Below are 18282 nucleotides of genomic sequence, written 5' to 3' on the forward strand. Positions count from 1 at the left end.
ATGTCGCTGCCCTGGCAGCACCAGATGGCGGCCCTGCTGGCCCAGTTCCACGCGGAGCACGCCGGGTTGGCGTGGCCGATCTACCGGGTGGTTCCTTCGCGCTACGAAAAGCTGGCGGACCTCGACGAGGAGCAGCTCGCGGAGGCGGGCTACCTGGTCGAGATGGACGCGGACGGCGAGATGGTCTACCGCGAGCGCAGCGGCCGGAAGGTTCCGGACCCGGAGAACACATCTGTCCTGGTGTCGTGCCTGGACCCGATCCCCAAGCCGGCGGCCCGCCCGGCACCCCCGGCAGCCTCCCCACCCGGAGCCCAGCCGCCGGCAGCGGCGCCGGCCCCGATGAACATCGGCCCGGCCCCGGTGTGGCGAACGGTGCCCCACCCCCCGCCGGCGCAGTCGGTGCCGGGGACGCCGGAGCAGCACGTATGGGGTCGCTCCGGCCCGGAGGAGGCTTCTCGTGAGCCGGGTCCGCCGGCGGAGCCGCAGTGGTCGGTGACGGCGGAGTCGGACCTGCCGGGGCCGGTGAGGGCGCCGTCGTCGCCTTGGCACGCGGCACCGGTTTCGCAGGCGGATGTGCAGGGGGCGGTCGAGCCGTCGGGGCGGCCGGGGTTTGCTGCGGAGCCCGCGGCGGCGGTGGGTGAGGCGGTTGCTCGGCCTGAGGTGGAGCGTCCGTCGGCGCCGACTGGTGAAGCGGTTATTCGGCCGGAGGTGGAGCGTCCGTCGGCGCCGGTTGGCGAGGCGGCTGCTCGGCTGGAGGTGGAGCGTCCGTCGGTGCCGGTTGGTGAAGCGGTCGTTCGGCCGGAGGTTGCTGGAGCGGAACGCCCGTCGGCGCCGGTCGAGCCCCCTGCGGCCGCGGTTTCCCCGTCGGCCGAAGCGTTGTCCGAGACACCGCAGCCCGAGAGTTCGGCGCCCGATGTTGCTTCGCCGCCGCTTCAGCCCGAGCAGCCGGTGGCTTCCGAGCCCGCTCAGGAGTCTCGTCCGGAGAGTCTCGGCTCGCCTTCGGCTGACCGGCAAGACGTTGCTGCACAGGCATCGGCCGAACCGCCACTCCAGAAATCCGACCAGCCGGAAGCTGCGCCAGCAGCGGCCGAACCGGCCCCACCGGAGACGGATCGGCCCGAGGACGCTGCGGCGGAAGCGGCCGAATCGAACCTGCAGCCGGGCGACCGGCCGGAGAGCGCGGCCTCGGCACCGAGTGAACCGGCCCCGCGGGAGGCGGACCGCCCTGGTGTTGTGCCCGCCGTGAGCGAATCGGCGCCCCAGAACGCTGACCCGGCTGAAGTTGCGGCACCGGCTGAATCGGCGCGGCGGGACACTGACCAAGCAGAGCTCACGGCCTCAGGTGAATCGGCGCTGCGGGAGGCTGACCTGTCGGAGGTTGCGGCGTCAGGTGAATCGGCGGCGCGGGATTCTGACCAGGCAGAGCTTGCGGCACCGGCCGAATCGGCGCTGCGGGAAGCTGACCAGGCAAAGCTTGCGGCGCCGGCGAGCGGATCAGCGCCGGGGGATGCGGATCAGGCGGCGGAAGCTGGATCGGGGCCCGGGGAAGCTGCCCGCGCCGGGGCGGGTGAACCTGAATCAGGGCCGTCGAACGAGCCGCAGGCCGAGGTCGCGCCCGCACCTGTCGAGGCCCCGGCGAGCGAACCGGGCCAGGCCGAGTCGATCGTGCCCAGCTCGGAGGCACAGAGGCCGATCCACCCGGTTGAGCCGGATTACCAGTCGGGGCCGCCTACCGCGCGGCAGGAAGTGCGGTCGGCTGTTCCGCAGCCGCAGCCGCAGCCGCAGCCGCAGCCGCAGCCGCAGCCGCAGCCGCAGCCGGGCGGCGGGCACCTGCCTGCCGAACCACCGACGGGACCGGATGCCGTTCCCCAGCCGGCCACTGCCTCGGACGAGGCATCCCGGCCTGCCTCCCCGGAGGTGCAGGCGCCGATCACCGGTTCCCAGCTGCCCCAGCCGCCCTGGGGACCCGCCGGACTGCCGGCCTCCGGTATCGATCCGCGCTCTGCTCCCGTGCACGGCAGCCAACCGGCCGCTGCGTCGGCTCCGGGCATCGGACCGGTGCCCGCTGCCGCCCAAGGTCCCCACTTGGCGCCCGGCCATGGCGCTGCGCCGGGGCCCGGCTTGCACTCGGTTTCCGGCCCGGCCCCACTGCCCGGCACCGCACAAAGTCCCCACCCGGCGCCTGCCCCGGGTGCTACTGCATCCGTCCCCGGCGCGCCCTCGGCTCCCGCCGTCGCCCCGCTGCCAGTCGCCTTGCCTGAGGTGACCCATCAGCCGGGCATCGCGCCCCCGCAAGGCGCTGGCCCCGCTTCGCCAATGGCTCCCAGCACTAGCCCGGTGCCAGGCCCGGCGGCCTCGAGTGCTGCTCCGGGACAAGGCGTGACCGGTTCCCCGGCGGCGCCCGGCGCTGCCCCCGCACAAAGCCCGGCCAGTTCCCAGATGGCTCCTGGCGCTGCTCCGGTGCCAGGCCCGGCGGCTCCCAGCACCGGTCCGGTGCCAGACTCGGCAACTCCTGGCGTTGCCCCAGCACAAAGCCCGGCCAGTTCCGCGGCGGCTCCCGGCACCGGCTCTGCGCAGAGCCCGGCCGGCCCCACGGCAGCTCACGGCACCGCCTCGGCACAAGGCCTGCCCGGTTCCCCGGTGGCACCGGGTGCTGCTCCGGTGCCAGGCCCAGCCGGTTCCCCGGCGGCTCCCGGCGCCAACGCACCCCAGAGCCCCACCCAACGCCCCAAGCCGGTCTTTCCGGGCCCGGAATCCACCCCCCAGCCGTTCCCCGCCCGGCACGCGGCTCCCGCGCGTCCCGTCTTTCCCGGCCCCGGGACCATGCCTCCCGTCCCGCCCCCGGCTCCGAACGCCCGCCCCGTCTTTCCCGGCCGGGACACCCCGCTGCCGCAGCCCTCGCGCCAAGAGCCCGAAACCCCGCCCCGCGGTACCGCCCGGGGCTGGTTCGACGAGTTCACCGAAACCAAAGAGCCCGAAGAACCGCAGGACTTCGGCCCCACCGGGCAGCCGACCGAAATCCCCTACCGGTACAAGCGCTGAAAAACCGGCCCGAGGGTGCGAACCTAGGACCATGTCCAAAGACCCGAACCCGGACCAGGGGTGGTACTACAACACCCGCACGCACCAGGTCGAGCACCTCGAACGCAGCCGCAGCGTCGATCTGCTCGGCCCGTACCCCGACGAGGCCACCGCCCGGCGCGCCCTCGACATCGCCAAGGAACGCACCCGGCAGGCCGACGCCGCCGACGCCAAGTGGAACGACGACTAGACCTTCACTTCCGGGCTCAGCACGAACTCCGGGTCCACCTGCGCGGCGAGGTCGGCGCCCGCCCAGGCCGCCGCGTTGCGCAGGTGGAACTCGACCGCCTGACGCTGGTAGCGCGCCCAGTCGCGCTGCTCCGCGTCGACCGTCGACCGCATCGAGGCCAGCGTCGACAGGTTGACCGGCTCGAGCTCCGCGATCGGCCGGGCCGTGCCGCGCTCGGCCGCGCGCACGTGCCCTGACGCCGACAGCCACCCCAGCAACGCCGAGCCGACCTGCTCCTGCAGGAACTCGACGTCCTCCACGTCCGTCACCTTGTTGCCGACCACCACGAGCCGCACGCCGAAGTCGCGGGCGTAGTCCGCGTATTGCCGGTACACGCCGACGCTCCGGACCGTCGGCTCGCACACCAGGAACGTCACGTCGAACCGGGTGAACAGCCCCGACGCGAACGCGTCCGCCCCCGCCGTCATGTCCATCACGACGTACTCGCCGTCGACGTCGACCATGTGGTTGAGCAGCAGCTCCGCGGCTCCCACCTTCGAGTGGTAGCACTTGACGCCGAGGTCGTCCTCGTCGAACTGGCCGGTGACGCCGAGCCGCACGCCGCCCAGCTGCCGGAAGCACGCCGCGAACACCGGGTTGTCCTCGAACGGCCGGACCAGCCGCGAGCCGCGGCCCGGCGGGGTGGTCTTGATCATCGACGCCGCGTCGGGGATCCGCGGGTTGTCGCCGCGCAGGTACTCCTTGATCAGCGCCATGTTGTCGCCCAGCGTCGGCCAGGCGAGCGCTTCCTCCTCGGTCGCGCCGAGCGCCACCGCGAGGTGCTGGTTGATGTCGGCGTCGATGGCCAGCACCGGCAGCCCGGCGTCGGCGAGGTAGGCCACGAACAGCGACGACAGCGTGGTCTTGCCGCTGCCGCCCTTGCCGACGAACGCGATCTTCACGGTCGGGGTCCCCTTCTGGCAATGATGACGGTTTTCATTATTACCCCGGCAACGTACACCCGACTGGCCCGCGCCCGATCGGGCGATCTCCGGGCCGGAACCGGGTTAGGGTTGGGGGGTGCCTCCCCTCGTGATCAGGACACACTCGGCGGGCGGGGACTTCGGCCCCCTGCGTGCCGAGTTTTCGCTGCCGGAGTCGTTCGGGCCCGAGGTGCTCGCCGAGGCGGAGGCGGCCGTCCTCGACCCCCTGGCCAGCGCCGGGCCCCGGGAGGACGCGACGGACCTGCCGCTGGTCACCATCGACCCGCCCGGCGCCAAGGACCTCGACCAGGCGATGGTCGTCGAGAAGACCGCGCACGGCTTCCGCGTCCACTACGCCATCGCCGACCTCGCCGCGTTCGTCCCGCCCGGCGGCGCGCTCGACCGCGAGTCGCGCCTGCGCGGGCAGACGCTCTACCTGCCCGACGGGAACGTCCCGCTGCACCCGCCGGTGCTCTCCGAAGGCGCGGCGAGCCTGCTGCCCGGCGAGGTCCGGCCCGCGGTGCTCTGGACCATCGAGACCGACGACGCGGGCGAGCCGACGGCCACCCGGGTCCGCCGCGCGCTGGTCCGGTCCACCGAGCAGTTCGACTACGAGACGGTGCAGGCCGCGCTCGACGCCGGGAACCCGCACCCGTCGGTGGCCGCGCTGCCCGAGCTGGGCCGGCGGCGCCGCGAGCTGGCCGTCCGGCGCGGCGCGGTCGAACTGCAGCTGCCGGAGCAGGAGATCACCGGCGACCCGGACGGCGGCTGGGTGCTCGCCCGCCGCCCGCGCACCGCCGTCGACGCCTGGAACGCCGAAATCTCGCTGCTCACCGGCATGGCCGCGGCGCGGATCATGCTCGACGCGCGGATCGGCGTGCTGCGCACGCTGCCCGACCCGGAGCCCGAGGCCGTCGACTGGCTGCGCCGCTCGGCGGAGGCGCTGGGCATCCCGTGGGCGCCGGAGACGACCGTTTCGGAGTTCCTGTCCCGATTGGACCCCGGCCAGCCGGCGTCGATGGCGCTCTACGCCGACACGACACGGCTCCTGCGCGGCGCGGGCTACACGGCGTTCGACGGCGAGGTGCCGTCGCTAACGACCCACGCGGGCATCGGCGGCGCGTACGCGCACGTCACCGCGCCGATCCGGCGGCTGGTCGACCGGTTCGCCACGGAGATCTGCCTCGCCGTCTCGGCCGGGCGCGAGGTCCCGGAGTGGGTGCGCGCGGCGCTGGCCGACGTCCCGGAGCGGATGAGCGCGTCGGACACGCTCGCCGCGAAGGTCGAGCGGGCGTGCATCGACCAGGTCGAGGCGTGGGTGCTGGCCGAGCACGTCGGCGGCGAGTTCAGCGCGGTGGTGCTGCGCGCGGACGAGAACAAGGCGGAGATCCTGGTCGAGGACCCGACGGTGATGGCGAAGTGCGCGGGGGAGAAGCTGACCGCGGGGGAGCGGATCGCGGTCCGGCTGACCGCGGTCGACGTCGACAAGCGGAAGGTGTCGTTCGAACGCGCATGACGTACCTGGTCGACGATCTCGGTGAGCCGGTCCCGCTGTCCGGACCGGCCTCACGCGTGGTGTCGCTCGTGCCGTCGCTGACCGAAGCGGTCGAGGTCAGCGCGCCCGGACGCCTGGCCGGCGCGACGGACTACTGCACGCACCCGTCCACTTTGGACGTTCCGCGGGTGGGTGGGTCGAAGTACCCGAAGCTGGACCGGGTGCTCGACCTGGCGCCGGACCTGGTGCTGGCCAACGCGGAGGAGAACCGCCAGGAGGACGTGGAACGCCTGCGCGCCAACGGGATCCCGGTGTGGGTGATGGCCGCGGCGGCGTCGGTGCCGGCCGCGCTGGGCTCCCTGCGGCGGATCCTGACCCAGGCGTACGAGCTGGCCGAGCCGGAGTGGCTGGTGGCGGCGGAGGAAGCCTGGCGCGAGGTCCGGCCGGTGCTCTTCCACGCGGTGGTCCCGGTGTGGCGCAAGCCGTGGATCGTCCTGGGCCGTGACACGTTCGCGGGGGACGTCCTGCGCCGGGTGGGCGTGGCGAACGTGTATGCGACGGCGGAGGAGCGCTACCCGCGGCCGGACGTGGAGGAGCTGCGGGCCCACCTGAGCGCGGACGCGGATCTGCTGGTGCTGCCGGACGAGCCGTACCTGTTCACCGAGGAGGACGGCCCGGACCACTTCCCGGACGCGCGGTACGTCCTGGTGTCGGGCCGCCACCTCACCTGGTACGGGCCTTCGCTGGTCGAGGCGCACGAGGCACTCACGGCTGTGCTGGCCGGGCTCTGAAGCCGAAGCCGGCGGCCACCGCCGCACGAACGGCCGCGGCGACTTCGGCGGGGCGGACGGGCTCGGTGGTGAGGTGAAGCCAGTTGTCCGGCCGCGGCCGCCCGGTGTCCACGACGAGGGTGGCACCGGGCCCCTCGGCGAGTTCGACGGCGAAGGTCATCGTGGCGCCGAGCCCCTGCGAATAGGTCGGCTTGCGGCGGACCGCCCAGCGGTATTCGGTGCCGTCCACGGTGATGAGCCGCGAACCCTTGCGAGGCACGTCATGAGCTTCCTCCCGGGCCCAAGCTACGCCGAGGCCGGGTCACGGCTGATCGATTTTCCGCAGCCAGGCTTCGAGGCGCTCGAAGTGCTCGCCCGTCAGGCCGGTGTGCGCGTCGACCGGGATCAGTTCCGTCTCCAGGCCCGCGCGGCGCTCGACGAACGCGCGCCGGGCCTCGGGGAACAGGTCGAAGTCGTCGTCGAACCAGGCCAGGGGGCGGCCCGCGGCGAAGCGGGCCACCGGGCCGAACTTCCACGACGGCTGCGGGCCGGCGAACTCGATCACCGGCAGCGGCGGCAGGCCGATCGCCGGGCCCACCTGGCGGTTCGCCCGGTGCTCCCAGCTGGTCGCCCAGGCCAGTTCCGCTTTCGCGGGGCTGGCCAGGGCGAGCAGCGTGGGGCCGTGTGCCGGGTTCAGCCAGATCCGCAGCCGCCGGCGGCTCCAGCGGGAGAGCCGCAGCGACTGCTCGACGTAGCCGGCGGGCTTCGCGTGGCGCGGGGCGGCCCACGGGCTCAGCGGGCCGTCGACGTCGAGCAGGATCAGCGGTCTCACACGGCTTACAGCGTCAAGCCGGTCAAGACCGTTACCCGCTCCTCCGTGAAGTCCGCCATCGCCGCCGCCGGGCCTTCGCGGCCCACGCCCGAGTCCTTCATGCCGCCGTACGGCATCTGGTCGGCCCGGAAGCTCGGCACGTCACCGACGATCACGCCACCCACGCGAAGAGCCGCCGACACCGAGAACGCCGTCGGGACATCGCGGGTGAACACCCCCGCCTGCAGCCCGAACCGGGACGCGTTGATCCGCGAAACCCCCTCCTCGACCGACGACACCCGGACCAGCGAGACCACCGGCCCGAACACCTCTTCGGCCATCACCGGCGCGTCCTCCGGGACGTCCGCGAGCACCGTCGGCTCGACCGTCGCCCCCGACCGGCCGCCGCCGGTCAGCAGGCGGGCACCCTCGGACACCGCCGAAGAGATCCACGACGAAACCCGGGAAGCGGCGTCGAGGTTGATCAGCGGGCCGACGTCGACTCCTTCGGCACGCGGATCTCCGGTCCGCAACGCGCGCACCTGCGAAACCACCTTCGAGGCCAGCGCGTCGAAAACCGAGTCGTGCGCATACACCCGCTGCACCGAGATGCACGACTGCCCCGCCTGGTACATCGCGAAGGTCGCGATCCGCTGCGCCGCGAAGTCCAGATCAGTCCAATCGGGACAGACCAGCACCGCGCCGTTGCCGCCCAGTTCCAGCGCGACGTGTTTGCGCGGCACGCGGTCGCGGATCGCCCAGCCCACCGGGACCGAGCCGGTAAACGACACCACCGGCAGCCGCGGGTCATCGACCAGCTTCGACGACGTCTCGTTGTCCACCGGCAGGATCGACCACGAGCCCGCCGGCAGGTCCGCCGAAGCCAGGATTTCGCCGAGCAGCAACGCCGTCAGCGGGGTCGACGGCGCGGGCTTGAGTACGATCGGCGCGCCCACCGCGAGCGCCGGAGCCACCTTGTGCGCCACCAGGTTCAGCGGGAAGTTGAACGGCGTGATGCCGAGCACCGGCCCGCGCGGCACCCGCCGCACCAGGGCCAGCCGGCCGGTGCCGCCCGGGTCCGTGTCGAGGCGCTGCAGCTCGCCCGAGAACCGGCGGGCCTCCTCCGCCGCCCAGCGGAACGTCGACACCGCGCGCCCGACCTCGCCGCGGGCCCACTTCAGGGGCTTGCCCGCCTCCGCCGTGATCAGCGCGGCGATCTCTTCGGACCGCTCACCCAGCGAACGGGACACGTGGTCCAACGCCCCCGCGCGGACGTGCGCGGGCAGCGTCGCGAACTCGTCGGCGACGTCGGCCGCGGCCTGCACCGCGGCCTCGACGTCCGCCTCCGACGGCACGAAGTGGGACCCCGCCGAAGTACCGTCGTACGGGTGCTCGACCGAGGCGGTCGCACCGGCGGTCACCGGCTTCCCGGCGACCCAGAACGGGAACGTCACGCGCGGGCCTCCGTCCGGACGGCGTGTTCGAGCACCGAAAGGCCCTCGTCGAGCAGGTCGTCCGCCAGCGACAGCGGCGGCAGCAGCCGGACGACGTTCCCGTAGGTCCCGCAGGTCAGCACCACGACCCCGGCGCGGTGACAAGCCCCCGCGACCCGCTTGGTCAGGTCGGCGTCGGGCTCCGAAGTGCCTGGCCGGACGAACTCCGCGGCCAGCATCGCGCCGCGCCCGCGGACGTCGCCGATGACGCCGGTCTCGTCGGCCAGCGCGCGCAGCCGCGGCAGGACGACGCCTTCGATGCGCTTGGCCGACGCGGCGAGGTCCTCGGTCTTCATCGTCTCGATCGAGCCGAGTGCCGCGGCGCAGGCGATCGGGTTGCCGCCGTACGTGCCGCCGAGGCCGCCCGGCGGGACCGCGTCGAGCAGCTCGGCCCGGCCGGTGACGGCGGACAGCGGCAGGCCGCCCGCGATGCCCTTGGCCGTGGCGATCAGGTCCGGCACCACGTCCTCGTCGGTGGACGCGAACCACGAACCGGTGCGGCAGAAGCCCGTCTGGACCTCGTCGGCGACGTACACGACGCCGTTTTCGCGGCACCAGGCCGCGATCGCGGGCAGGAAGCCGCGCGCGGGCTCGATGAAGCCGCCTTCGCCCTGGATCGGCTCCAAAACCACGGCGGCCACCTGGTCGCCGCCGATCTGCTTCTCGATCCGGTCGATGGCCAGCGCGGCCGCTTCAGGACCGGACAGGCCGTCGCGGAACGGGTACGAGCCCGGCACGCGGTAGATCTCGGGCGCGAACGGGCCGAAACCGTGCTTGTACGGCACGGACTTCGCGGTCATGCCCATCGTCAGGTTGGTGCGGCCGTGGTAGGCGTGGTCGAACACGACGACGGCCTGGCGCCCGGTCGCCGTGCGCGCGATCTTCACGGCGTTCTCGACGGCTTCGGCGCCCGAGTTGAACAGAACCGACTTCTTCGCGTGGTCGCCCGGCGTCAGCTCGGCCAGCGCTTCGCAGACCTCGACGTACCCCTCGTACGGCGTGACCATGAAGCAGGTGTGGGTGAACCAGCACGCCTGCTTGCGGACGCGGTCGACGACGGCCGGCGCGGAGTGCCCGACGTTGGTCACCGCGATGCCGGAGCCGAAGTCGATCAGCACGTTGCCGTCGGCGTCGGTGAGCAGGCCGCCGCTGGCGGAGGTGACGTAGACCGGCAGCACCGAGCTGACCCCGGCGGCGACGGCGCCGGCGCGCCGCTGCTGCAGCTCGCGCGAGAGGGGGCCGGGGATTTCGGTCTGCAGCCTGCGCTGGCGGGGCGCCGGGGCCTGCGGCGCGGCGGTGGTGCTTGCGGTCACGGCGTGCTCCTGGAAGTCGGGGACGTCCTCAGGATGAGTGCCGCACCGGGCGCCGTCAGCTGGCCATTCTGTCCAACTAGGCGCGTACGATTGGCCGTTATGGCACTCACGCTGGCCGGCCTCGCCGCCGAGCGCCCGCTCGGCCTGCGGGTGCTGACCGGGGAAGACGTCCTGGACCGCCCGATCGGCTGGGTCCACCCGACGGAGCTGACCGAACCACAGGCGTTCCTCGAGGGCGGCGAGCTGCTGCTCACCACCGGGCTGGCCCTGGACGAAACGACCTCTCCGGCCTACGTCCGCCGCCTGGTCGACGCCGGGGTGGCGGGACTCGGGTTCGGCGTCGGGCTCAGCCACGAGTCGGTGCCGCGCTCGCTGGTGGCGACGGCGGCGTCCGTGGGACTTCCGGTGCTGGAGGTGCCGCGGAAGACGCCGTTCATCGCGATCACCCGCGCGGTTTCGCGCGCGGTGGCGGCCGACGAGTACGCGGCGACGGTCCGCGTCGGCCGCGCGCAGCAGGAACTGACCCGCACGGCCGTCGGCCAGGGCGGCCCGGCAGGGGTGCTGCGCAGGCTGGCGAAGCTGGTCGACGGCTGGGTGCTGCTCTTCGACCGCACGACCGTCACCGAAGCGGCTCCGGCGAGTGCCCGCGCGTACGGCCCTTCGTTGCGCGAAGAGCTGGAGCGGCTTCGCACCGGCACCCGGGTCTTCGCGCTCGACGGGCAGGAAGTCGTGCTGCAGACCCTGGACACGAGCGCGCGCCGGGTGCTCGCCGTCGGGGCGTCGCTCGACACCGCGGGACGGCACATCGTCAACACGGCGGTGTCGGTGCTTTCCCTGGCCCTGGAACAGGATCGCGCCCAGGCGGCGGCGCGGCAGGCCTTGCGGACCGGGCTGCTCGAGCTCTTGGCGGGCGGCCAGGCCGAGCTGGCGCTGCGGGTGCTGGCGGCCACCGGGGGCGAGCCGCCGCGGGCGCCGTGGTCGGTGCTGGTGTTCCTCGGCCCGCCCGCGGCCCGGCGCAAGCTGCTCGACGCGCTGGAGGGCGAGGTGTTCGCGGCGCGTTCCGGCGCCTCGGTGGCGGTTGTCGGGGCCGGCACGGTCGTCGACGCGGTGGCCGAGGCGGCGCTGCGGATCGGCGGCCTGCACGGCGGCGTCGCCGGCCCGGTCTCCGCCGCCGGCTTCGCGGCCGGGCTGGAGCAGGCGGAGCTGGCCGCCCGCGCCGCGGAGGCCGAAGGCAAGATCCTCGTCTCGGCGGCCGAGCACACGGGCCGCGGCCTGCTGTCGCTCATCGAGCCGGTGGTGGCGCAGGCGTTCGCCCACGGTGTGCTGGCCCCGCTGCGCCGCCACGACGAAACCGGCCGCGGCGACCTGGTCGAGTCGTTGCGCTGCTGGCTGGAACACCACGGCCACTGGGACGTCGCCGCCGCCCGGCTGGGCGTGCACCGGCACACGCTGCGGAACCGGATCACCAAGGCGCAGGAGCTGCTGGGCCGCGACCTGGACTCGCCGGGCGTCCGCGCGGAACTTTGGGTGGCGCTGCAAACCTGAGCACCACGACGGGCGTCTCCGGTGCATGAGCTGGAAACGCGCGGTCGCCGGGGCGGTGGTCGTCGTGCTGCTCGCGGCCGGGGCGGCCTTCCTGCCGTGGACGGCCAACCACTTCGGCTACGCCCTCCCGGGCGAAGACGGGCTCCCGTACCGCATCCACCACGCCGGTCGCGACTACCACAGCTCCGCGACCTGCGCCGGAGCCGGCTGGTGCGAGACGGCGCCCTGCGTACCTCGGGACGAACCGTCCCTGACCCAGGTCGGCGAGGTGGCCACGTTGTTCGGGGCGGCGCACCCGGTGTTCACGGCACGGCCGGTGCCAGAGGGGACGCCGTTGACGGTTCTCGTGCGAGCCGGTCCGGGGTGTTTCGTGGGATACGCGCTGATGGGCGGGTCTTAAGCCCCGGTCACCAGGATGATCGGCGCGTCCCCGCACCGCCGCAGTCCCGGACCGGGCACCGCTCCCGCCGACCACCACGCCGGGACGTCGGCTTCGCGGACCAGTGACCCCGTCGGCCGGCGGACGCTGTTCGACACGATCACCCGCCCCTGGGCGTTCAGCAGCGCCGCTCCTCGTCCGAGCGAACGCAGCCGCGGCCGCACCGCCCGCTCGAACTCGCGCACGTACACGTCCGCCCCGACCACGCCCGCGAAGGCACCGGACCGGAACACCGGGACCGTGAACGTCAGCGTGTACTCGTCGGTGCACAGGTAATCCACGTACGGGCCGTTGATGTGCCGCCGCCCGGTGTCGCGGGGGACCGTGAACCAGGACTGGCGGGTGTAGTCCAGGAAGTTCTCGCTCGCCGGGTCGAGGCTGATGAACAGCTGGGACGGCTCCGAAGCCGAGCCCGTCCACCACTCGAACCCGAATTCCGAATCGGCCAGCACGTGCGGGGCGCTGACGAAACCGGCGCCGATGATGAGCCCGCCCAGCGCCTCGGTGACCTGCGGGCGGATCCGGTGCAGCGCCGCCGCGGCCGGGGCGTCCGCCAGTACCGACTCGGCCGCGGCCAGCAGGGGCTTGAGCCGCTCGAAAACCCCTTCCACCAACGCGGAAACCTGCTCGACGACCTCGTCGCCGGCCAGCGTGCGGGTGTCGTTCACGGTGCTCACCTCGATGCGCGGAGTAGCGGAAGTTTACGGGGCGAGCAGGCCGAGGTGCACGTCCGCGAGCCGGTCGAGCGCGGCCAGCAGGTGCTCTTCCGTCAGCTTGCGGGCCAGTTCGCCGTCCGCGGCGGAAATCGCCGCGGTGATTGCGGCGTGTTCCTCGCACGAGGGCGCCGCGGGCCCGAGCGGCAGCCACAGCAGTCCACCCAGCTCGCTCTGCAGGTGGACCTCCTCGTGCGTGAGCCGCGGCGACTGCGCGGCCGCGGCGACCTCCAGGTGGAACTGCCGCTCGGCCCGCGTGAAGTCGAGGCCGTGGGCCGTGCGGAGGTCGTCGGTCGCCAGCCGCAGCCGGGCGACGTCTTCGGGGGAGCTGCGCTCGGCGGCGAGCTTGGCGGCCGCCCCGGCGATGGCGAGGTAGTGGTCGCCGACGTCGCGGAGGTCGGACAGCGACACCTCGCTCAACCGGGAGCGCCAGGCGTCCGGCGGCGGGTTGGCCGGCGCGCGGACGAAACTGCCGCCGCTGCGCCCTCGCCGCGTCTCGACCAGTCCCTGCTGCCGCAGGGCCACGAGCGCTTCCCGGACCGTCACGGTCGAGACGCCGAACTGGGCGGCCAGGTCGGCCTCGCTGGGCAGCTGTTCCTGGTCGGCGAGCAGGCCGAGCGTGATGGCGTCGACCAGCCGCGCCGCCACCGCTTCCGCCCGACCGACCTGGCCGAGCGGGGCGAACATGGCGGATCGCGCGCTGTGCGACATGCCCTTGCGCATCGTGATCCTTCGGCCGTCGAGTACCCGTTCGCACCAATCTTGCCCCATCCCCTTGTCCTATTACATATGAAGTCATATGTTTTAGCTCCCGTCGGCACCGAGGAGTGAGCGTGCAGGAGCTGAAGCACTACGTCGGCGGCGCGTACGTCGAGTCCAAGTCGGGCCGGACAGCCGAGATCGTCGACCCCGTCACCGGACGTCCCTACTGCACCGCCCCGATCGCCGGACCCGAAGACGTCGACAACGCGCTGCAGGTCGCTGCGACCGCATTCGAAACCTGGAGGACGACGACCCCCGCCCAGCGCCAGCTCGCGCTGCTCAAGCTCGCCGACGCCCTCGAAGCCCGCGCCGGGGACCTGGTCGAGGCCGAGTCCGCGAACACCGGCAAGCCGGTCGCCCTGACCATGGCCGAGGAAATCCCGATGATCCTCGATCAGGTCCGCTTCTTCGCCGGGGCCGCACGCGTGCTCGAGGGCCGCGCGGCGGGCGAGTACCTGGAAGGCCACACGTCGTTCGTCCGCCGGGAGCCCGTCGGCGTCTGCGCGCAGGTCACGCCGTGGAACTACCCGCTGCTGATGGCCATCTGGAAGATCGCGCCCGCGCTCGCCGCCGGGAACACCGTCGTGCTCAAGCCGTCCGACACGACTCCCGCGTCGACGCTGCTGCTCGCCGAGATCGCCGGCGAGTTCTTCCCGCCCGGCGTGTTCAACGTGCTCTGCGGCGACCGCGACACCGGCCGCGCGCTGGTCGAGCACGACATCCCGGCCATGGTGTCGATCACCGGCTCGGTCCGGGCGGGCATCGAGGTCGCCCGCAGTGCCGCGAACGACGTCAAGCGCGTGCACCTGGAACTCGGCGGCAAGGCGCCGGTCATCGTCTTCGGCGACGCCGACCTCGAAGCGGCCGCCGAGGCCATCGCGCTCGCCGGGTACTTCAACGCGGGCCAGGACTGCACCGCCGCCACGCGCGTGCTCGTCGCCGACGACGTGCACGACACCTTCGTCGCCGCGCTCACCCGGCAGGCCGAGCAGACCAGGACCGGCAAGCCGGACGACGAAGACGTCGCCTACGGCCCGCTCAACAACGCCGCCCAGCTGGAGAAGGTGGCCGGGTTCGTCGACCGGCTGCCGGAGCACGCCACCGTCCACTGTGGAGGTCATCGGCTCGGCGACGAAGGCTACTTCTACGAAGCGACCGTGGTCTCCGGCGTCCGCCAGGACGACGAAATCAGCCAGAACGAGATCTTCGGCCCGGTCATCACCGTCCAGCGGTTCGCCGACGAAGCCGAGGCGCTGAAGGCCGCGAACGCCGTGCAGTACGGCCTCGCGTCGTCGGTCTGGACCCGCGACCACCAGCGCGCGATGCGGGCCGCCGCGCAGCTCGACTTCGGCTGCGTCTGGATCAACACGCACATCCCGCTGGTCGCCGAGATGCCGCACGGCGGGTTCAAGAAGTCCGGCTACGGCAAGGACCTGTCCCTCTACGGACTCGAGGACTACACGCGCGTCAAGCACGTGATGAGCGCACTGTGAGGGTCGCCGTGCCGAACCAAGCACCCACCACCGAGACCCGGGAAGAGCCCGCGGCGCCGGAAAGCACCGGCCCGGCCATCCGGCTTTCCGGGCTGCGCAAGCACTTCGGGGACGTCCACGCGGTCGACGGCGTCGACCTCGACATCCCGCCCGGCGAGTTCTTCTCGATGCTCGGCCCGTCCGGCTCCGGCAAGACGACGGTGCTGCGCATGATCGCCGGGTTCGAGCTGCCCACCGAGGGCACGATCGAGCTCGACGGCCACGACGTCAGCAGGCTGGCGCCGTTCGAGCGGGACGTCAACACGGTGTTCCAGGACTACGCGCTGTTCCCGCACATGAGCGTGCAGCAGAACGTCGAATACGGCCTGCGCGTCAAGCGCGTCCCGAAGCAGCAACGCCGGGAGCGCGCGCTCGAGGCGCTGAAGACCGTGCGGCTGGAGGACTACGGCTCGCGCAAGCCCGCGCAGCTGTCCGGCGGCCAGCGCCAGCGCGTCGCACTGGCCCGCGCCCTGGTCAACCGGCCCAAGGTGCTGCTGCTGGACGAACCCCTCGGCGCGCTCGACCTCAAGCTGCGGCAGGCCATGCAGCTGGAGCTCAAGCAGATCCAGCGGGACGTCGGCATCACGTTCGTCTTCGTCACCCACGACCAGGACGAAGCTCTCACCATGAGCGACCGCATCGCGGTGTTCAACGACGGGAAGATCGAGCAGGTCGGGCCGCCGGAAGAGATCTACGAACGGCCCGCGAGCGCGTTCGTCGCCGGGTTCGTCGGCACGTCCAACCTGCTGGGCGGCCGCGGTGCCGAGAGCGTCATCGGCCGGCCGGGGCTGTTCAGCATCCGGCCGGAGAAGATCCGCATCGACGACGACCTGTCCGAACCCGCCGCGGCCGGGCACACCAGCGCCACCGGCACGGTCACCGACGTCGTCTACGCCGGGGCCACCGTCCGGTACTCGGTCGCGCTCGACGCCGGCGGCCAGCTTTCGGTCGTCCGGCAGAACGTCGATGACGCGACGTTCGCCGACGGGCGCGTCCGGCTCAGCTGGCGCGATGAACACAGCTTCCAGGTCCAGTAGTTCCTCAGAAGGGTTGCCATGAAGAACAGGAAGACGCGGCTTGCCGGAATCCTCGGCGCCAGCCTGCTGTTGGCTGCATGTGGCACGTCCGGTTCGAACTCCGCCGCGCCGCCGGGCGCGCAGGGCTTCACGCCGCCGAAGCTGGAGGCGCTGAAGGCGCTCGGGCAGCCGGAAGGCCAGCTGAACGTGCTGGCCTGGCCCGGGTACGCCGAAAACGGCTCCAACGACCCGAAGGTCGACTGGGTCACGCCGTTCGAGCAGCAGACCGGCTGCAAGGTCAACGTCAAGCCGTTCGGGACCTCCGACGAGGCCGTCACGCTGATGAAGACCGGCCAGTACGACGTCGTGTCCGCCTCCGGTGACGCGTCGCTGCGGCTCGTCGCGTCCGGGGACGCCGAGCCGGTCAACACCGACCTCGTACCGAACTACCAAGACGTCCAGCCGTTCCTCAAGAACAAGTCGTGGAACAGCGTGGGCGCCGCGGCCTACGGCATCCCGCACGGCTGGGGCGCGAACCTGCTGACCTGGCGCACCGACAAGGTGACGCCGGCACCGACGTCGTGGTCGGTCCTGTTCGACGCGAACTCGCCCTACAAGGGCAAGGTGATCGCCTACGACTCGCCGATCTACATCGCCGACGCCGCGCTGTACCTGATGGCGCACCAGCCGGACCTCGGCATCAAGAACCCGTACGCCCTCGACGACAAGCAGTTCACCGCGGCGGTGAACCTGCTCAAGCAGCAACGGCCGCTGGTGTCCGAGTACTGGTCGGACTACCTCAAGGAGTCGCAGGCGCTGAAGAACGCCGACGCCGTCGTCGGGACCGCCTGGCAGGTGACGGTCAACCTGACCAAGGGCGAGGGCGCGCCGCTCGAAGCCGCCGTGCCGAGCGAGGGCGCCACCGGGTGGTCGGACACCTGGATGGTCGCGGCGAAGTCGGCGCACAAGACGTGTGCGTACAAGTGGCTCGACTACATCATCAGCCCGAAGGTCAACGCCCAGGTCGCCGAGTACTTCGGCGAAGCGCCGGCGAACACGAAGGCGTGCGCGGAGATGACGGACAAGACGCTCTGCGACACCTACCACGCCAATGACGCGGCGTACGCGGCGAAGATCGCGTACTGGACGACGCCGATCCCGCAGTGCCTCGACGGCCGCACGGACGTCAAGTGCAAGGACTACGGCGAGTGGACGAAGGCCTGGACCGAGATCAAGGGCTGACCCCGAACTCCGGGAGCGGCGGGCTGTGTCCCCCCACTCCGCCCGCCGCTCCCGGACCCATTCCTGCGAGGCACGATGACCGCCGTATCCGCCTTCTTCTACCGGAAACCCAAGCTGCGGCTGGGTTTCCTGCTGTCGGCCCCGCTGCTGTGGCTCGGCCTGGCCTACCTGGGCGCGCTCGCCGCGCTGTTCGTCACGGCCTTCTGGCACACCGACGCCTTCACCGGCCAGGTCGTCATCGAGTGGTCGCTGGACAACTTCACGACGCTGTTCACCGACGCGGTCTACCGCACGATCACCTTCCGCACGGTCGGGATCGCGGCGCTGGTCACGGTGATCGACGCCGTCATCGCGTTCCCGATGGCGTACGCGATGGCCAAGCTCGCATCGCCGCGGGCGCAGCGGATCCTGTTGATCGCGGTGATGACCCCGCTGTGGGCGAGCTACCTGGTGAAGGCGTACGCATGGCGCTCGATGCTGTCCGGCAACGGCGCCCTGAGCGCGATTTCGCCCGGGTACGGCGTCACCGCCACCATCATGACGCTGTCGTACCTGTGGCTGCCGTACATGATCCTGCCGATCTACGCGGGCCTCGACCGGCTGCCGAATTCGCTGGTCGACGCTTCGGGTGACCTCGGGGCCCGCTCGCTGAGGACGTTCCGGTCGGTGATCCTGCCCCTGACGTTCCCGGCGATCGTGGCGGGCTCGATCTTCACGTTCTCGCTGTCCCTGGGCGACTACATCGCGGTGAAGATCGTCGGCGGCACGTCGCAGATGCTCGGCAACGTCGTCTACGACAACATCGGCGCGGCCAACAACCTCCCGTTCGCGGCCACGGTGGCGACCGTGCCGGTCGTGATCATGCTCGTGTACCTGGCCGCCGTGCGCCGCACCGGCGCGCTCGACAACCTCTAGGAG

General features: G+C 72.2%; 18 protein-coding genes. 9 read left to right on the forward strand and 9 right to left on the reverse strand.

Annotated features, from left to right (window positions below; translation table 11 throughout):
- Nucleotides 1-1578 precede the first annotated feature (1578 nt).
- Nucleotides 1579-2016, reverse strand: a complete 438-nt coding sequence (locus ACFPLC_RS20525; RefSeq protein WP_378235881.1) for a hypothetical protein — start codon at nt 2014-2016, stop codon at nt 1579-1581.
- Between the two features lie 313 nt (nt 2017-2329).
- Nucleotides 2330-2707 carry a hypothetical protein gene (locus ACFPLC_RS20530; RefSeq protein WP_378235882.1) on the reverse strand — a complete coding sequence of 126 codons (378 nt, stop codon included), beginning with the start codon at nt 2705-2707 and terminating at the stop codon, nt 2330-2332.
- Between the two features lie 366 nt (nt 2708-3073).
- Between ACFPLC_RS20530 and ACFPLC_RS20535 the strand changes: the two genes are divergently transcribed.
- Nucleotides 3074-3271 carry a hypothetical protein gene (locus tag ACFPLC_RS20535; RefSeq protein ID WP_191315113.1) on the forward strand — a complete coding sequence of 66 codons (198 nt, stop codon included), beginning with the start codon at nt 3074-3076 and terminating at the stop codon, nt 3269-3271.
- Here the strand turns inward: ACFPLC_RS20535 and ACFPLC_RS20540 are convergent.
- A complete protein-coding gene (locus tag ACFPLC_RS20540; RefSeq protein WP_378205181.1) occupies nt 3268-4212 on the reverse strand; it encodes an ATP-binding protein in 945 nt (314 codons plus the stop codon). The two genes, ACFPLC_RS20535 and ACFPLC_RS20540, sit on opposite strands and share 4 nt — an antisense overlap.
- 130 nt (nt 4213-4342) lie before the next feature.
- Between ACFPLC_RS20540 and ACFPLC_RS20545 the strand changes: the two genes are divergently transcribed.
- Both ACFPLC_RS20545 and ACFPLC_RS20550 read left to right on the forward strand, forming a co-directional pair.
- Nucleotides 4343-5749, forward strand: coding sequence for an RNB domain-containing ribonuclease (locus tag ACFPLC_RS20545; protein ID WP_378205178.1), 1407 nt, complete (start codon nt 4343-4345; stop codon nt 5747-5749).
- Complete coding sequence (locus ACFPLC_RS20550) at nt 5746-6519, forward strand: helical backbone metal receptor (RefSeq protein WP_378205175.1); 774 nt, start codon at nt 5746-5748, stop codon at nt 6517-6519. The genes ACFPLC_RS20545 and ACFPLC_RS20550 overlap by 4 nt, the downstream gene beginning before the upstream one ends.
- Here ACFPLC_RS20550 and ACFPLC_RS20555 read toward each other — a convergent pair.
- The 4 genes from ACFPLC_RS20555 to gabT are packed head-to-tail and all read right to left on the reverse strand — an operon-like array spanning nt 6494 to nt 10115.
- Nucleotides 6494-6778 carry a hypothetical protein gene (locus ACFPLC_RS20555; protein ID WP_378205173.1) on the reverse strand — a complete coding sequence of 95 codons (285 nt, stop codon included), beginning with the start codon at nt 6776-6778 and terminating at the stop codon, nt 6494-6496. The genes ACFPLC_RS20550 and ACFPLC_RS20555 overlap by 26 nt on opposite strands.
- Before the next feature lie 42 nt (nt 6779-6820).
- Complete coding sequence (locus tag ACFPLC_RS20560) at nt 6821-7330, reverse strand: HAD domain-containing protein (RefSeq protein WP_378205170.1); 510 nt, start codon at nt 7328-7330, stop codon at nt 6821-6823.
- Nucleotides 7331-7335: 5 nt separating this feature from the next.
- Nucleotides 7336-8763, reverse strand: a complete 1428-nt coding sequence (locus ACFPLC_RS20565; RefSeq protein ID WP_378205168.1) for an aldehyde dehydrogenase family protein — start codon at nt 8761-8763, stop codon at nt 7336-7338.
- A complete protein-coding gene (gabT, locus tag ACFPLC_RS20570) occupies nt 8760-10115 on the reverse strand; it encodes a 4-aminobutyrate--2-oxoglutarate transaminase (protein WP_378205165.1) in 1356 nt (451 codons plus the stop codon). Before gabT ends, ACFPLC_RS20565 begins: the two co-directional genes overlap by 4 nt.
- Nucleotides 10116-10214: 99 nt before the next feature.
- Between gabT and ACFPLC_RS20575 the strand changes: the two genes are divergently transcribed.
- Together ACFPLC_RS20575 and ACFPLC_RS20580 are read left to right on the forward strand one after the other, a co-directional pair.
- Nucleotides 10215-11660 (forward strand): PucR family transcriptional regulator, encoded by a 1446-nt coding sequence (locus tag ACFPLC_RS20575; RefSeq protein WP_378205162.1) that lies wholly within the window; start codon nt 10215-10217, stop codon nt 11658-11660.
- 25 nt (nt 11661-11685) lie between these two features.
- Nucleotides 11686-12060: a hypothetical protein gene (locus tag ACFPLC_RS20580; RefSeq protein WP_378205159.1), complete on the forward strand. Its 375-nt coding sequence runs from the start codon at nt 11686-11688 to the stop codon at nt 12058-12060.
- Here the strand turns inward: ACFPLC_RS20580 and ACFPLC_RS20585 are convergent.
- The gene (locus ACFPLC_RS20585) at nt 12057-12767 is read right to left on the reverse strand and encodes a cache domain-containing protein (protein WP_191315104.1); all 711 of its coding nucleotides are present in this window, start codon (nt 12765-12767) and stop codon (nt 12057-12059) included. The genes ACFPLC_RS20580 and ACFPLC_RS20585 overlap by 4 nt on opposite strands.
- A gap of 33 nt (nt 12768-12800) precedes the next feature.
- Nucleotides 12801-13535 carry a FadR/GntR family transcriptional regulator gene (locus tag ACFPLC_RS20590; RefSeq protein WP_378205156.1) on the reverse strand — a complete coding sequence of 245 codons (735 nt, stop codon included), beginning with the start codon at nt 13533-13535 and terminating at the stop codon, nt 12801-12803.
- Nucleotides 13536-13645: 110 nt separating this feature from the next.
- Here ACFPLC_RS20590 and ACFPLC_RS20595 point away from each other — a divergent pair, with 110 nt between their 5' ends.
- The 4 genes from ACFPLC_RS20595 (at nt 13646) to ACFPLC_RS20610 (ending at nt 18279) form a co-directional block, all read left to right on the forward strand.
- Nucleotides 13646-15067, forward strand: a complete 1422-nt coding sequence (locus ACFPLC_RS20595) for a gamma-aminobutyraldehyde dehydrogenase (RefSeq protein WP_378205153.1) — start codon at nt 13646-13648, stop codon at nt 15065-15067.
- Nucleotides 15064-16143: an ABC transporter ATP-binding protein gene (locus ACFPLC_RS20600; RefSeq protein WP_378205150.1), complete on the forward strand. Its 1080-nt coding sequence runs from the start codon at nt 15064-15066 to the stop codon at nt 16141-16143. The genes ACFPLC_RS20595 and ACFPLC_RS20600 overlap by 4 nt, the downstream gene beginning before the upstream one ends.
- 18 nt (nt 16144-16161) lie before the next feature.
- Nucleotides 16162-17364, forward strand: a complete 1203-nt coding sequence (locus ACFPLC_RS20605) for an ABC transporter substrate-binding protein (RefSeq protein ID WP_378205147.1) — start codon at nt 16162-16164, stop codon at nt 17362-17364.
- 75 nt (nt 17365-17439) lie between these two features.
- A complete protein-coding gene (locus ACFPLC_RS20610) occupies nt 17440-18279 on the forward strand; it encodes an ABC transporter permease (RefSeq protein ID WP_378205145.1) in 840 nt (279 codons plus the stop codon).
- Nucleotides 18280-18282 lie beyond the last annotated feature (3 nt).

This window comes from Amycolatopsis plumensis, assembly GCF_042652605.1.
Lineage (GTDB): Bacteria > Actinomycetota > Actinomycetes > Mycobacteriales > Pseudonocardiaceae > Amycolatopsis > Amycolatopsis plumensis.